This window comes from Bradyrhizobium sp. UFLA03-84, from assembly GCF_002289535.1.
Lineage (GTDB): Bacteria > Pseudomonadota > Alphaproteobacteria > Rhizobiales > Xanthobacteraceae > Bradyrhizobium > Bradyrhizobium viridifuturi.
This window is the reverse complement of record NZ_NSJY01000013.1, coordinates 758,675-773,320: the sequence shown is the minus strand read 5'-3', so window position 1 is coordinate 773,320 and position 14,646 is coordinate 758,675. Positions and strand designations below refer to the sequence as shown.

Sequence of the window (14,646 nt, the reverse complement as noted above, 5' to 3'; positions counted from 1 at the left end):
ACAATTCAGCGCTAAGCGCTGCGCAGCGTCGCCTGCGCCGCATCGGCGTTGTCGTCGATATCGACTTGCGGCTTGTCCATCGCGACGACGACCTCGATCCCTCTGCTGTGGCAGATGTTGGCGAGGCCCGCAGGCAAGGGCGAGTCGGTCACGAAGGTCTGGATCTGGCTCATATGGGCGATGCGCACCGGCGCGCTGCGGCGGAGTTTTGTCGCATCCGACACCAGCATCACGTTGCGCGCGTTGGCGATGATCGCCTGCGCCACCTGCACCTCGCGATAGTCGAAGTCGAGCAGCGCACCCTCCTCGTCGATCGCGGAGGCGCCGATGATGGCGTAATCGACCTTGAACTGGCCGATCAGCTGCGTCGCGGTCGAGCCGACCACTGCACCGTCGGCGCGGCGCACCGTGCCGCCGGCCACCACCACCTCGATGCGCGGATGACGATAGAGCAGCATCGCGACGTTGAGGTTGTTGGTGATGACGAGCAGGTCCTCGTGCGAGGTCAGCGCGCTCGCGACCTCCTCCGTGGTGGTGCCGATATTGATGAACAGCGAGCAGCCGTTCGGAATCCGCGCCGCCGCGGCGGCGCCGATCGCCTTCTTCTCCTCGGCGGCAACGAAGCGCCGCGCTTCATAGGCGAGGTTCTCGACGCCCGAGGCGATGATCGCACCGCCATGGATGCGGGTCAGCGACCGCTCGTCGCAGAGATCGTTGAGGTCCTTGCGGATGGTCTGCGCCGACACCTCGAACCGCTTGGCAAGGTCCTCGACCATGACCCGGCCGAATGCGCGTGCAATGTTGAGGATTTCAGTCTGGCGATGGGAGAGTCCGGCCACGGCGGCCCCCTTGAAACGGCAATTGGTTGGAGCATGGTCATTTCGGAAAACCGGTTTCCACTTTTCCGGATCATGCTCTCGCTCATGGTGCGACCGTTCGGCACCGAGGTCAACGAGCAAGCATCGCTGGGGTTAAGAACTGCGTTGCAGCAATACCGATTCATCAAGCCATGGCCGACGCGACCAGGCGGATCAATTCGGGATCGTCGAACGCCCGGGCGCTGGCGACCGCGCCGGCCGCAAGCAGGTCGGCATGGCTGAGCCCGGTTCTCATTCCGATCGTGGCGATGCCTGCCGCCGTCGCGGACTGAATGCCGGAACGCGAGTCCTCGAACGCCAGCGACGCGGATGCCACGGCGCCGACGAGGCGCAGCCCCTCGAGATACGGCAATGGGTGCGGCTTGCCGTGCGCCAGTTCGTCGCCGATCACGAGCGCCTTGAAACGGTGCACGACGCCCAGTCCGGAAAGCAGCAATTCGGCGTTCGCGCGCGGCGCATTGGTCACCGCCACCATCGGCACGCCGGCGCGATCGGCCCGGTCGAGCAGCGCCATCAATCCCGGCACCGGCACGATCTGGCCACTGACCAGTTCGCGGAAGATCCGCTCTTTCTCACCGAGGATGCCAGCGCGGCGTTCAGGCGGCTCGTGGGCGAGGAAGCGCTCGCCGATCGAGACATTGGAGAAGCCTTGCAGCTCCCTTCCGAAGCGCGCGTGATCGAAGGAGTGTCCATGAGGGCCGAGCACCCGGTTGAACGCTGCCAGATGCAGCGGATCGGTGTCGGCGAGCGTGCCGTCGATATCGAACAGCAGTGCACCCTGTGTCCGCGACGCTTGGCCTTGTGTCTGCAACATCCGGGGAGATATTCCGTGAATCCGGACGCATCAATACAGACTCTCGCGGCGCACGCAAATGACGCGCCGACGTAGCCGCATGTCAGGAGGCCAGCTGCAGATCTTGCCCAGTGACAAGCCGTCGCGCGGCGCGCTCGGCCTCACGTGCATTGCGAAAAACCTGGCCTTCGAGGGCGTGGAAGCGGTGCGAGGCGGCAAAAAACGCATAACCGCCGGTGTCGCGCACCACGATACCCGCGGTCTGTGAACTCACTTCGATGACATAGCACTCGGACATTGTCGGCCTCGGTTTGATTCCGGCCCGACAACGGTGTCATCGTCTGTTTGTTCCTCGGTTTATTTGCGAAGCGAAGCGCCGTTTTTGCAATCGAGCCGCGCTCCGGTCTCAGTTTCGACGCGTTTCACTCGCGCCGAATCAACGGCGTTTTCGTGTGAAAAACATCAGGTCGAAATCGTCGCGCCGTCGCGCTGGATCGGTTGCGGATGGCCCTGCTCGTCGATCGAGACATAGGTGAAATTGCCGTCGGTGACGAGGATCGACTGCTGCTCGCGGCGACGCAGCACCCAGGCTTCGAGATGCACCGTGATCGAGGTGCGCCCGACGCGCACGAGATTGGCGTGCACCGAGACGAGATCGCCGACATAGACCGCCTTGCGGAAGTTCATCGCCTCGATCGCGACCGTCACGGTGCGGGACCTCGCAACCTTGCCCGCGAACACACCACCGCCCAGATCCATCTGGCTGAGCAGCCAGCCGCCGAAGATGTCGCCATTGGCATTGGTGTCGGCCGGCATCGCCAGCGTGCGAATGCAAAGATCGCCCTGCGGCTCGTTGCCGCTGATCGGCGGCGCGTGAACATGAGTTTCGGGCGCTTGGGTGTCGGTCACTTGAAGCTCTCCCAGCCGGTATCCGGCGCAAATCGTCCGCCGAACTTGCGCATCAGCGATTGCATGGCCGACACAACATTATCAACGCCGCGCGTGCGTGCATAGTTGAGCGGGCCACCACGGAACGGGGCATAGCCGGTGCCGAAGATCATCGCGCCGTCGACCATGTCGGGATCGTCGACAATGCCTTCGCGCAAGGCGGCGACGCAGACATTCGAGATCGGCAGCACCAGCCGATCGATCATTTCGTCGCTTACCTTGGGGCCGGTCTCCGGCAGCGGCGTCTTCTCCGCCTTGCCATCCTTCCAGGTATAGAAGCCCTTGCCGGTCTTGCGGCCGAGCTCGCCCTTGGCGACCTTTTCGCGCAGCCACGCCGGCGTCGGCGGCAAGCTGTCGCCGAACTTGGAGCGCAGCATGTCGCCGACATCGAGGCAGATATCGAGGCCGACCTGGTCGGCAAGCTCGATCGGCCCCATCGGCATGCCGAACTCGACGGCGGCCGCGTCGATCAGGCGCTGGTCGGTCTTCTCATCCAGCATCATCATGGCTTCCAGCATGTACGGCGTCAGCGCGCGGTTGACGAGGAAGCCCGGCGAGCTCTTCACCGGCAGCGGCAGGCGGTCGATGGCGCCGACGAAGGCCATCGCCTGCCTGAGCAGGCTGGCATCGGCGCTGTCATGGCTGACGACCTCGACGAGCTGCAGCCGCGACACCGGGTTGAAGAAATGCAAGCCGAGCAGACGCTCCGGCGTTGCGAGCGTGGTGCGCAGATCCTGCAGCGGGATGCTCGACGTGTTGGTGGCGAGGATCGCGCCCTGCTTCATCTTCGGCTCGAGACCGGCATAGATCTTCTGCTTCAGCTCGAGCTTTTCCGGCACCGCCTCGATGATCAGATCGGCGTTGCGCACGCCGTCGCCGTCCATGTCGGGGATCAGCCGGTCGAGCGCGTCGCGCTGGTCGGTCTTCTTGCGCATGATCTTGCCGAACAGGTCTGAGGCGCGCTTCATCGCGCCCGCGATTGGCTCGGCCTTCATGTCGGCCAAGGTCACCCGCATGTCCTGGTTGGCGCACCAGGCCGCGATGTCGCCGCCCATCGCGCCGGCGCCGATGACATGGACGTGCGCAACCTTGTTGCCGCTGCCTGCGACCTTCTTCATCTGCTCACGCAGGAAGAAGACGCGGATCAGATTCTGCGCGGTCGGCGTCACCATCAGATTGGCGAACGAGGCCTTCTCGGCGTTCAGCATCGCCGAGCGATTGCCGGCGTGCTTTTCCCAGAGATCGATCAGCGCGTAAGGCGCCGGATAATGCTTGCGCGGCGCCGCCTTCTCGGCCTCGCTGCGCATCCGCGAGGCCAGGAAGCCCCTGACCGGACCGAGATTGAGCAGCGAGTTGAGCGCACCCGGCTTGGCGCGCTTCAGCCGGCCGAACACCGCGTCCCTGACCGCATTGCGGACATGGCGTTCCTGCGTCACGGCGTCGACCAGGCCGAGCGATTTGGCGCGGCGCGCGTCGATCGTCTTGCCGGTCAGCATCAAGGTCATCGCCTGCATCGGGTTGACCAGCTCAGTGAAGCGCACGGTGCCGCCGAGGCCGGGGTGCAGGCCGAGCATGACCTCGGGAAAACCGAACCGTGCATCGTCGATCGCGATCCGCATCTGGCAGGCAAGCGCGACCTCGAGGCCGCCGCCGAGACAGAAGCCGTGGATCACAGCGACCGACGGCACGCGCAACGCCTCCAGCCGGTCGATCACCGCATGGGCACGGCCGATCGCGGTCTCGACCGCGCCGGGTTCGCTGGCGCCACGAAACTCGTTGACGTCGGCGCCGGCGATGAAGCCGCTCTTTTTCGCCGAGCGCACCACGAGCCCGGTCGGCCGCTCGCTCTCCAGCGCCGTGACGATGGCATCGAGCTCTTCGAGCAGATCGGCGGACAGCGTATTGGCGCTGACACCGGCGCGATCGAACAGCAGCCAGGCAATGCCGTCCTCATCACGCGTCAGCTTGAAATTCCTGTACGAGCTGTCGGCGGCGGGCTTCGGCCCGAGCTCGAGCACGCGGTCGGCGAGAAGGTCCATGATCCGTGAATCCATGATCACACCGTCTCTATCAACATCGCGCCGCCCTGCCCGCCACCGATGCATTCGGTGGCGACGCCGCGCCTGGTGCCGAGCCGCTTCATCGCATTGACCAGATGCAGCACGATGCGGTTGCCGCTGGTGCCGACCGGATGGCCGAGGCTGATCGCACCACCATCGACGTTCAACTTCGCGCGGTCGATCTCGCCCGCCGCGCCGTCAAGTCCCAAAATCTCGCGACAGAATTTGTCGTCGTTCCAGGCCGCGAGACAGCCGAGCACCTGAGTCGCGAAGGCCTCGTTGAGCTCCCAGGTCTCGACCTCCTGCAAGGTCAGCCCGTTGCGCTTCAACAGCGCGCTCGCCGACAGCACCGGACCGAGGCCCATGATCGAGGGATCGAGCGCCGACCACTGGCTGTCGAGGATGACGGCCTTCGGCGTCAGCCCGTGCTTGGCCACCACCGTTTCGGAGGCCAGGATCACCCAGGAGGCGCCGTCGGTGATCTGCGAGGAATTGCCGGCGGTGACCTGGCCCCATGGGCGCTCGAACACCGGCCGCAGCTTCGCCAGCGTCTCGGCGGTCGAGTCCGGGCGAACGCCGTCGTCATGATCGTAGAACTTGCCGTCGCGCGAGAACGCGGTCTCGACCTCGCCCTTGAGGAAGCCTTCCTTCTGCGCCTTCGCCAGCCGCTGATGGCTTTCGGCGGCGTACGCATCGGATTGCGCGCGGGTGATGCCGAAGAGATGGCCGACCTTCTCCGCGGTCTGCCCCATGTTGAGCTCGGTGATCGGATCGGTCAGCCCACGCTCGAGGCCGATGATCGGCTTGAAGTAGCTCGGCTTCACTTTCAGCGCGGCGGCGATCTTGGCCCCTAAGCCCTTGGCTCCGGCAAAGCCGGCGAACCAGCGCACGCCGGAATTGGGCCAGACCAGCGGCGCGTGGCTCAACGCCTCGGCGCCGCCGGCGAGGATCAGGTCGGAGATGCCCTCGCGGATATAGCGATAGCCGGTGTCGATCGACTGCATGCCGGAGCCGCAATTGATCTGCACCGTGAAGGCGACCATCTGCTCGCCCATGCCGAGCCGGAGCGCCGCGACCCGCGCCGGGTTCATCTCGTCGGCGATGACGTTGACGCAGCCGAGAATGACCTGGTCGAAGGCATCAGGCGCGAATGGCTGCCGAGCCAGCAGCGGCCGGCCGCATTGCACGGCGAGATCGACCGGGGTGAACGGGCCGGGACCGGAGCGTGCCTTCAGGAACGGCGTCCGGCTGCCGTCGACGATAAAGACTGGTCGCGCCATCAGCTCGCCGCCCTCTGCTCACCCAGCTCCTGGAAGAACTGATGCACGTCGGCGGATTTCTTGTAAATCGGGGACAGCGCCTCGGGCGCAAAATCATCGACCTCGATGACCTTCGCGACGGCCTCGTGGGCCGCGGCGAGCTTCTCGCCGTCATCCTGGGTGATGACGCCCTTCTTGACGCCCTCCTTCCAGTCATGCAGCCGCGCTGCACGCAACTGCTTGGCGGCATCTTCGGCCGCGGTGACGAGGCGGAAGGCCTTCTCCAGCCGTGCGATGCCGCCGTCGTCCTCGACAAAAGCAAGGTCTGGCGTCAGGCGGTCGCGCGGCGCTGACGGCGACAGCACGAGCTGCGCGCACAGATGAACGACGCGGTCCGACGGACCGGTAACGCGGGCGCCGAACGGCTGAACCAGGAATTTCAGCAGCCATGCCACCGGGCGGTTCGGCAGATTGGCGAGGATCTCGGCAAGGCGGTTCTCGATGGTCTTGAAGCCGGATGCCATGCACCATTCGAGCGCGGGAAGATCCTCCTTCTGCCGGCCCTCATCCTGCCAGCGCTTCAGCGCGGCGGACAGCAGGTAAAGTTCAGACAGGATGTCGCCGAAGCGCGCGGAGAGCATTTCCTTGCGCTTCAATGCACCACCGAGGGTAAGCAGCGCCATATCGGCGCACAGCGCGAACGCCGACGAATAGCGCGAGAGCTGGCGATAGAACTCCGTCGCATCGCCGGCGTCCGGCGCCGGCGCGAACAGGCCGAAGCTCCAGCTGCGGCCCCAGGCGCGGAACATGGTCGCGAAGCTGTGGCCGACATGCTTCCAGAACGCGGTGTCGAAGGCCGTGAGGCCTTTGTCGCGATCGGTCTCGCTGAGCGCGTTCATCTCCTGCAACAGATAGGGATGCGCGCGAATTGCGCCCTGTCCGAACACGATCAGATTGCGGGTCAGGATGTTGGCGCCCTCGACCGTGATGCCGACCGGCACCGAGCGATACAGCCCGCCGAGATAGTTCTGCGGCCCGTCGATCACAGCCTTGCCGCCATGGATGTCCATCGCGTCGTCGATCGCGATCCGCATCCGTTCGGTGGCGTGCAGCTTCATGATCCCCGAGATGACGGCGGGATGATGCCCCTCGTTCAACGCGGCACAGGTCAGCCGCCGCGCGGCGTCGAGCAGATAGGCGGTGCCGGCGATGCGCGCCAGCGGCTCCTCGATGCCCTCGAACTTGGCAATGGAAATGCCGAACTGCTCGCGGATGCGGGCATAGGCGCCGGTGGTGCGCGCGGCATAGGCGGCACCGGCGGCCGATAGCGACGGCAGCGAGATGCCGCGGCCGGCGGCGAGCGCCGTCATCAGCATCTTCCAGCCCTGGCCGAGCCGCTCCTGGCCGCCGATGATGTAGTCGAGCGGGATGAAGACGTCCTTGCCCCAGTTCGGGCCGTTCTGGAACACCTGCATCGCCGGCAGATGACGGTGGCCGATCGAGACGCCGGGCAGATGGGTCGGGATCAGCGCAACCGTGATGCCGAGCTCTTCCTGGTTGCCGACGAGGTGATCGGGATCATAGGCCTTGAAGGCAAGGCCGAGCAGCGTCGCGACCGGACCGAGCGTGATGTAGCGCTTGTGCCAGTTCAGCTTCAGGCCGATGACTTCACGGCCTTCGAAATTGCCCTTGCAGATGATGCCGGTGTCGATCATCGAGGCGGCATCCGAGCCGGCCTCCGGGCTGGTCAGACCGAAGCAGGGAATGTCCTGGCCGGCGGCGAGCCGCGGCAGCCATTTATCCTGCTGCTCTTTCGTGCCGAAGCGCATCAGGAGTTCGCCCGGCCCGAGCGAGTTCGGCACCATCACGGTGACGGCCGCGGTCAGCGAGCGCGACGAGATCTTGCGCACCACTTCGGAATGCGCATAGGGCGAGAAGCCGAGGCCGCCGAATTCCCGGGGAATGATCATGCCGAAGAACTTCTTGGCCTTGATGAAGGCCCAGACCTCGGGCGGCAGATCGCGCCATTCCCAATTGATCTTCCACTCGTCGAGCATCGTGCAGAGTTCGTCGACCGGACCGTGCAGGAAGGCGGTCTCCTCGTCGGTCAGTTTGGCCGGCGCGAATGCCAGCAATTTCGACCAGTCGGGATTGCCGGTGAACAGATCGGCGTCCCACCAGACGTCGCCGGCTTCCAGCGCCTCGCGCTCGGTGTCCGACATGGTCGGCAGCACGCCACGCGCCCAGGAGAAGATCGGCTTGGAAAGGTAATCGCGGCGGAAGCTCATGGTGGGTCCTCATGGATCGGCAGCGGATGCATAATCCTATCGGAAAGTGCCGGTCCCCGGTGAACACTTCGCTGTTCAAATAAAGCGAAATTGACGCGGCCAAGCCGCCGTTTGTTAACGGCAGGCTGCGCATTCAGTTCCGAAAGCTGAGGTGCGACAATCAGGTAGCGGGGGATGGCGCAGACGCCACCCCCGCGCGGGACGAGCTAGGCCGGTCCGGCGCCCTGGGTCGCGGTATAGACCGCGTAGAGCGACTGGCTTGCGGCCATGAACAGGCGGTTGCGCTTGGGGCCGCCGAAGGTGATGTTGCCGCAGACCTCCGGCAGGCGGATGCGGCCGAGCAGCTTGCCTTCCGGCGACCAGCACGTCGCGCCGTTGTAGCCGACCGCGCGGCCGGCATTGCTCGAGCACCAGACATTGCCGTTGACGTCGCAGCGGATGCCGTCCGGTCCGCACTTCACGCCGTCGATGGTGAAGTCGCTAAACCGCTTGCCATTGGAGAGCTTGTTGTCGGCGCCGACATCGAACACGAAGACGTCGCCCTTGCCGCCCGGGCCGGTGTCGCCGGGCCCCTTGCCGGTCGAAACCACGTAGAGCTTCTTGTAATCGGGCGAGAAGCAAAGGCCGTTCGGGTCCGGCACCTGATCCTCGCTGACCACGAGATCGACGCGGCCGGAGGGATCGATGCGATAGCAATTGGTCGGCAGTTCGCGCTTGAACGGCACGAAGCCGGCCGGCTGACCGATCCGCGGATTGAGCTTGCCGGCCGGGTTGACCGGACCTCCTGCGGCGTCCGGCTCGCCCTCATAGAGCTGGCTGCCATAGGGCGGATCGGTGAACCAGTAGCTGCCGTCGGGATGCGCGACGACGTCGTTCGGTGAGTTCAGCCGCTTGCCGTTGTATGAATCGGCAAGCACGGTCGCGGTGCCGTCATTCTCGTAACGCGTCACGCGGCGGGTGAGATGCTCGCAGGAGAGCTGGCGGCCCTGGAAGTCGAACGAATTGCCGTTCGAGTAGTTCGACGGCATGCGGAAGACGCTGACATGGCCGTCATCCTCCGACCAGCGCATCTGCCGATTGTTGGGGATGTCGCTCCACAGCAGATAGCGGCCCTGCGAGCTCCAGGCCGGGCCTTCCGACCACAGCGCGCCGGTATAGAGGCGCTTGATCGAGGTGTTGGGCTGGGCCAGGTCGTTGAAGGACGGATCGACCGCAATGACGTCGGGATCCCAGAAATAGGTGGTCGGCGCACCACGCGGACTGAAGTCGCGTGGCGGACTGGTGATGGTCGTCGGCGGCCCGACCGGCGCGGGTGCGTTCTGGGCCAGAGCGCTGCCGATACCCGTCACACCAGCGGCCGCGGAAACCGCAAGGCCCTGGACGAGGGTTCGGCGTGAAACGTTCGGATCGCGCCGCTCTTCTGTTGGATTGCTCCGCGGTTGGCGTGTCATCGCATCCTCCCATTCTGTTGGCCGGCCGTTGATCCGGCCTGGCGCGCGGGAGGTTAGACTGCTCGCCCCGAGGTTGCGAGTGACGGTTTTTCATCACAGCGCGCGGAAATTTCACATTGTCGTGGTTTCCGTTTCCGCTTCCGTCGTTGCGGGGAGACGGCAAAGCGCTGTACTCGCCGTAAGCCCTCTTCGTTCACTTGATGCACACGTCGCGCCACACTCACGGCTGTCGTCCCTGCGAACGCAGGGACCCATACGCCGCGGCGGCTGTTGTGATTGGGGCTCGTCGTTCCAGCATAATGCAACAACGAACATTCGTGGTTACGGGTCCCTGCGTTTGCAGGGACGACACTGGGTGTGTTGCACAATTTGTGAGACAAACGTCCGGCTACGCGGACAAGCTCAATCCGGCCGGACCATCTCGAACATGTTTTCCGGCTTGATTTCGAAATAGTCCCCTCTCCGGCCGGCGCGGACGATCGGGTGCGCGAGACCGGTCTGGTAGACGCCGTCCTTGATGAAGGCCTTGTCGATGTGGACGGCGACGACCTCGCCGAGCGTCAACCAGGCCTCGGCCTTCTTGCCGTCGGCACCCTGGAGCTGAATGATCTGGCTCACCTTGCATTCGAACGACACCGGGCTTTCGGCAACGCGCGGCACGTTGACGAGCTTGCCGGCGACCGGCGTCAGCCCTGCGAGCTTGAACTCGTCGACATCGCGCGCGACGTGCGCCGCGGTCGCGTTCATGTGCTTGGCGAGATCCATCGTCGCCAGGTTCCAGACGAATTCGCCGGTGTCCTGGATGTTGGCGACGCTGTCCTTCCAGTTGGTGGAGGAGAAGCCGATGATCGGCGGCACGTAGCAGAAGGCGTTGAAGAAGCTGTAGGGCGCGAGGTTGACGTTGCCGTCCTTGTCGCGCGAGGAGATCCAGCCGATCGGCCGCGGCGCCACGATGGCATTGAACGGATCGTGCTTCAGGCCGTGGCCGTTCTTCGGCTCGTAGAAGTGCAGGTCTTTCGCGGTCACGGTGGGGCCCTCGTCATTCCGGGATGGTGCGTAGCACCAGACCCGGAATCTCGAGATTCCGGGTTCGATGCTACGCATCGCCCCGGAATGACAACGAAGTCAACTGACGAAAACGTCAGCCCTGGCGCTCAATTGGCGCGGATGCGCGGCGACAGGCCGGCGATCACGAAATCGATCATCTCGTCGATGGTCGGGCCCGGTTTGGTGGCGCATTGGGCGATCATCTGCGGATGGAAGAACCGGATCATCGCCGTGCAGGCGCACAGCGCGGCGAGTTGCAGGTCCTTGACCTCGAATTCGCCGGAGGCAGCGCCTTGCGCGATCACCTCGCCGATGATGTTGCCGATACAATCCATATGGGCGACACAGACGTCCCAGTCCTCCTGCATCGCGATCTCGACCATCTCGTGCAGCTTGGAGTCGCCGACATAGCGCTCGGTGTTCATGCGATTGATGGTCTTCATCATCTGGCGCAGGCGCGTCGCCGCCGGTCCCTCCGACCGCGCGATGCGCTGGGCCTCGATCTCGACCTCGCCCATCAGGCCGCGCGCCACGCCCTCGTGGATCGACTTCTTCGAATCGAAGAAGCGGTACACGTTGGCGGGGCTCATCCGCAACTCTTTGGCGATGTCGGCGACCGTGGTCTTCTGGTAGCCGATCTGCCGGAACAAGCGCTCCGCCACCACGAGAATCCGTTCGCGGGTGTCGGTTTCGCTATGTTCCTGGATCAGCGTCATGTTGGCCTGCTCAATCTTCAATTATTCAGCCGCTTCAGCAAGTGGAAATGCGTGTTGCGCATCGCCGGCATGCTGCGGCGCAGTATTGATCTGCTCAGGGCCGCTCTCCTCGAGGGTCTTGCGGAACCAGAGGGCATAAAGGCCCGGCAGATACAGCAAGGTCAGGAAAGTCGCAACAAACAAACCGCCCATGATGGTGATCGCCATCGGGCCCCAGAACGCCGAGCGCGACAGCGGGATCATGGCGAGGATCGCCGCGAGCGCGGTCAGCACCACCGGCCGGGCGCGCCGGACCGTGGCCTCGACGATGGCCTCGCGCCGGGTCAGCCCGGACGCCACGTCGCTCTCGATCTGATCGACCAGAATGACGGTGTTGCGCATGATCATGCCGGCGAGCGCGATCAGGCCGAGCAGCGCCACGAAGCCGAACGGCTGGTTGGCGACGTTGAGCCCGAGCGAGGCGCCGACGATGCCGAGCGGCGCGGTCAGGAACACCAGGGTCAGGCGCGAGAAGCTCTGCAGCTGGATCATCAGCAGCGTCAGCATCACCATCACCATCACGGGGAAGAGGATGAAGATCGACGCATTGCCCTTGGCGGATTCCTCGAACGCGCCGCCCGGCTCGATCCGGTAGGCCGGCTCGAGATGGGCCTGGATATCCTTCAGCCTGGGCGCGATCTGGTTGGTGACGTCGGGCGCCTGCACGCCGTCGACGACATCCGAGCGCACCGTGATCGCCATGTCGCGGTTGCGCCGCCACAGGATCGGCTCCTCATGCGCATATTCGATCTTTGCAATCTGCTGCAGCGGGACCGCCACGCCATTGCGCGACGTGATGGTGAGGTCGCCGACCCGGCCGAGGTCGAGCCGTTCGGACGGCACCGCACGGGCGACCACGCCGACCTTCTCGATGCCGTCGCGGATCGTGGTGACCGGCGCGCCGGAGATCAGCATCGCCAGCGCCTGCGAGACGTCCTGCGGGGTCAGGCCGAGCGCGCGCGCCCGATCCTGGTCGACCGCGAGCTTCAGATAGGGCGACTGCTCGTTCCAGTCGAGCTGGACATCCTTGACGTTCTTGTTCTGGCGCATGACCTCGCGGACCTGGTAGGCGATGTCGCGCACCTTGTTCGCGTCCGGCCCGATCACGCGGAACTGGACCGGAAAGCCGACCGGCGGACCGAAGTTGAAGCGATCGACCCGGACCCGCGCCTCGTTCAGCGCGCCGTCGGCCGCAGCCTGCTCGATCTTCGCCTTGACGCGCTCGCGCGCCTCGACGTTCTTGGCGAGAATCACGATCTCGGCAAAGGCTTCGTTCGGCAGCTGCGGATTGAGGCCGAGCCAGAACCGCGGCGAGCCCTGGCCGACATAGGCGGTGTAGGTCTGGATGTCGTCATCGCCTTTCAACAGCCCTTCGGCCTTCTTCACCGCCTTCTCGGTCACGTTGAAGGCCGTGCCCTCGGGCAGACGCAGTTGCAGAAACAGCTCGGGCCGCTCCGACAGCGGGAAGAACTGCTGCTGGACGTGGCCGAAGCCGACGATCGCGGCGACGAACACGCCGACGGTCGCCGCCACCACCTTGATGCGGTGATCGACACACCACTGCACGACGCTGCGCAGGCCACGATACATCCTTGTCTCGTAGATCGCGTGCGGATCGTGGTTCTGGTGCACCTTGATGTTGGGCAGCAGCTTGACGCCGATATAGGGCGTGAAGATCACCGCGACGAACCAGGAGGCGACCAGCGCGATCGCCACGATCCAGAAGATGCCGCCGGCATATTCGCCGACCGCCGAATTGGCAAAGCCGATGGGGAGGAAGCCAGCGGCTGTGACCAGCGTTCCCGTGAGCATCGGAAACGCGGTGGATTCCCAGGCAAAGGACGCCGCCTTCATGCGGTCCCAGCCCTGTTCCATTTTCACCACCATCATCTCGACCGCGATGATGGCGTCGTCGACCAGAAGGCCGAGTGCGATGATCAGCGCGCCGAGCGTGATGCGGTGCAGGTCGAGCGACATCGCGTTCATCACGATGAAGACGATGCCGAGCACCAGCGGCACCGACAGCGCCACCACGATGCCGGTGCGCCAGCCCAGCGCAACGAAGGAGACGAACAGCACGATCGCGAGCGCCTCGACGAAGGAGTGCACGAACTCGCCGACGGCATGCTCGACCACCTTGGGCTGGTCGGCGATCTGCTGGATGTCGATGCCCTGCGGCACCGCCTTCAGGAACTCGGCGGTCGCCTGCTGGACCTCCTTGCCGAGCTCGAGGATGTTGGCGCCCTTGGCGGTGACGACGCCGATGCCGAGCGCGGGCTTGCCTTCCTGGCGGACCTTGAAGGTCGGCGGATCGAGATAGCCGTGGCTGACGGTTGCGATATCGCCGAGCCGGAACACGCGGCCGTTGCTCTCGACCGGCGTTTCGGCAACCGCCTTGACGCCGTCAAGCGCGCCGGTGACGCGCAGCGGCACGCGCTGCGACGACGTCTCGACGGTGCCGGCCGGGGTGACATTGTTCTGCTTGGCAAGTGAATCGAACAGCGCCTGCGGCGTGATGCCGAGCGTCGCCAGCTTGGCATGTGAGAACTCGACGAAGATGCGCTCGTCCTGGGTGCCGTAGAGGTCGATCTTGGTGACACCCGGCACCTTCAGCAGCCGCTGCCGGAAGCCTTCGGCGACCTTCTTCAGCTGCGCGTAATTGGCGCCGTCGCCGGTCATCATATAGAGGATCGAATCGACGTCGGAGAATTCGTCGTTGACGACGGGGCCGAGGATGCCGGAGGGCAGCTCGCCCTGCACGTCGACCAGCTTCTTGCGCAAGAGATAGAAGAGATAGGGCACGTCCTTCGGCGAGGTCGAATCCTTGAAGGAGACCTGCATCGCCGTGAAGCCCGGCTTGGAATAGGTCTGCACCTTGTCGAAGAACGGCAGCTCCTGCAGCTTCTTCTCGATCGGATCGGCGACCTGCATCTGCATTTCCTGCGAGGTCGCGCCCGGCCACATCACCGAGACGTTCACCACCTTGACGGTGAAGAACGGATCCTCGGCGCGTCCAAGCTTCTGATAGGAGAAGAAGCCGGCGGCGCCGAGGATGATCATCAGGAACAGCACCAGCGTCGGATGGCTGACCGCCCAGGCCGAAAGGTTGAAGCGCTTCATCGAACTCTCCAAGTTCTAGACCAGGTCCCAGAACCGTTTCTGCTGAT

General features: G+C 64.7%; 11 protein-coding genes. All 11 read right to left on the bottom strand.

The window, feature by feature from the left end; genetic code table 11:
• Nucleotides 1-11: 11 nt before the first annotated feature.
• The 11 genes from CK489_RS17740 to CK489_RS17690 all read right to left on the bottom strand — a co-directional run bounded on the left by CK489_RS17740 (nt 12) and on the right by CK489_RS17690 (nt 14,599).
• The gene (locus CK489_RS17740; protein WP_050627180.1) at nt 12-839 is read right to left on the bottom strand and encodes a DeoR/GlpR family DNA-binding transcription regulator; all 828 of its coding nucleotides are present in this window, start codon (nt 837-839) and stop codon (nt 12-14) included.
• 163 nt (nt 840-1,002) lie between these two features.
• Entirely contained in the window at nt 1,003-1,692 is a 690-nt protein-coding gene (locus CK489_RS17735) for an HAD family hydrolase (RefSeq protein ID WP_095733141.1), read from the bottom strand.
• Nucleotides 1,693-1,774: 82 nt separating this feature from the next.
• Complete coding sequence (locus CK489_RS17730) at nt 1,775-1,969, bottom strand: hypothetical protein (RefSeq protein WP_095733140.1); 195 nt, start codon at nt 1,967-1,969, stop codon at nt 1,775-1,777.
• A 164-nt stretch (nt 1,970-2,133) separates the two neighbouring features.
• The gene (locus tag CK489_RS17725) at nt 2,134-2,595 is read right to left on the bottom strand and encodes an acyl-CoA thioesterase (RefSeq protein WP_050627178.1); all 462 of its coding nucleotides are present in this window, start codon (nt 2,593-2,595) and stop codon (nt 2,134-2,136) included.
• The gene (locus tag CK489_RS17720) at nt 2,577-4,673 is read right to left on the bottom strand and encodes a 3-hydroxyacyl-CoA dehydrogenase NAD-binding domain-containing protein (protein ID WP_198960949.1); all 2,097 of its coding nucleotides are present in this window, start codon (nt 4,671-4,673) and stop codon (nt 2,577-2,579) included. Before CK489_RS17720 ends, CK489_RS17725 begins: the two co-directional genes overlap by 19 nt.
• Nucleotides 4,674-4,675: 2 nt before the next feature.
• Nucleotides 4,676-5,959 (bottom strand): acetyl-CoA C-acetyltransferase, encoded by a 1,284-nt coding sequence (locus CK489_RS17715; protein ID WP_095733138.1) that lies wholly within the window; start codon nt 5,957-5,959, stop codon nt 4,676-4,678.
• On the bottom strand, nt 5,959-8,226 hold the full coding sequence (locus CK489_RS17710) for an acyl-CoA dehydrogenase (protein ID WP_095733137.1): 2,268 nt from the start codon (nt 8,224-8,226) through the stop codon (nt 5,959-5,961). Before CK489_RS17710 ends, CK489_RS17715 begins: the two co-directional genes overlap by 1 nt.
• Before the next feature lie 206 nt (nt 8,227-8,432).
• Entirely contained in the window at nt 8,433-9,677 is a 1,245-nt protein-coding gene (locus CK489_RS17705) for an SMP-30/gluconolactonase/LRE family protein (protein ID WP_050627175.1), read from the bottom strand.
• Nucleotides 9,678-10,079: 402 nt separating this feature from the next.
• Complete coding sequence (locus tag CK489_RS17700; protein WP_198960948.1) at nt 10,080-10,703, bottom strand: flavin reductase family protein; 624 nt, start codon at nt 10,701-10,703, stop codon at nt 10,080-10,082.
• Nucleotides 10,704-10,831: 128 nt separating this feature from the next.
• Complete coding sequence (locus CK489_RS17695) at nt 10,832-11,440, bottom strand: TetR/AcrR family transcriptional regulator (RefSeq protein WP_095733688.1); 609 nt, start codon at nt 11,438-11,440, stop codon at nt 10,832-10,834.
• Between the two features lie 21 nt (nt 11,441-11,461).
• On the bottom strand, nt 11,462-14,599 hold the full coding sequence (locus CK489_RS17690; protein WP_095733135.1) for an efflux RND transporter permease subunit: 3,138 nt from the start codon (nt 14,597-14,599) through the stop codon (nt 11,462-11,464).
• Nucleotides 14,600-14,646 lie beyond the last annotated feature (47 nt).

What these genes read in the sequence shown, in the direction of transcription:
- CK489_RS17735 (WP_095733141.1), bottom strand. Translation starts at nt 1,692, where the DNA reads ATGTTGCAGACACAAGGCCAAGCGTCGCGGACACAGGGTGCACTGCTG.
- CK489_RS17730 (WP_095733140.1), bottom strand. Translation starts at nt 1,969, where the DNA reads ATGTCCGAGTGCTATGTCATCGAAGTGAGTTCACAGACCGCGGGTATC.
- CK489_RS17720 (WP_198960949.1), bottom strand. Translation starts at nt 4,673, where the DNA reads ATGGATTCACGGATCATGGACCTTCTCGCCGACCGCGTGCTCGAGCTC.
- CK489_RS17715 (WP_095733138.1), bottom strand. Translation starts at nt 5,959, where the DNA reads ATGGCGCGACCAGTCTTTATCGTCGACGGCAGCCGGACGCCGTTCCTG.
- CK489_RS17710 (WP_095733137.1), bottom strand. Translation starts at nt 8,226, where the DNA reads ATGAGCTTCCGCCGCGATTACCTTTCCAAGCCGATCTTCTCCTGGGCG.
- CK489_RS17705 (WP_050627175.1), bottom strand. Translation starts at nt 9,677, where the DNA reads ATGACACGCCAACCGCGGAGCAATCCAACAGAAGAGCGGCGCGATCCG.
- CK489_RS17695 (WP_095733688.1), bottom strand. Translation starts at nt 11,440, where the DNA reads ATGACGCTGATCCAGGAACATAGCGAAACCGACACCCGCGAACGGATT.
- CK489_RS17690 (WP_095733135.1), bottom strand. Translation starts at nt 14,599, where the DNA reads ATGAAGCGCTTCAACCTTTCGGCCTGGGCGGTCAGCCATCCGACGCTG.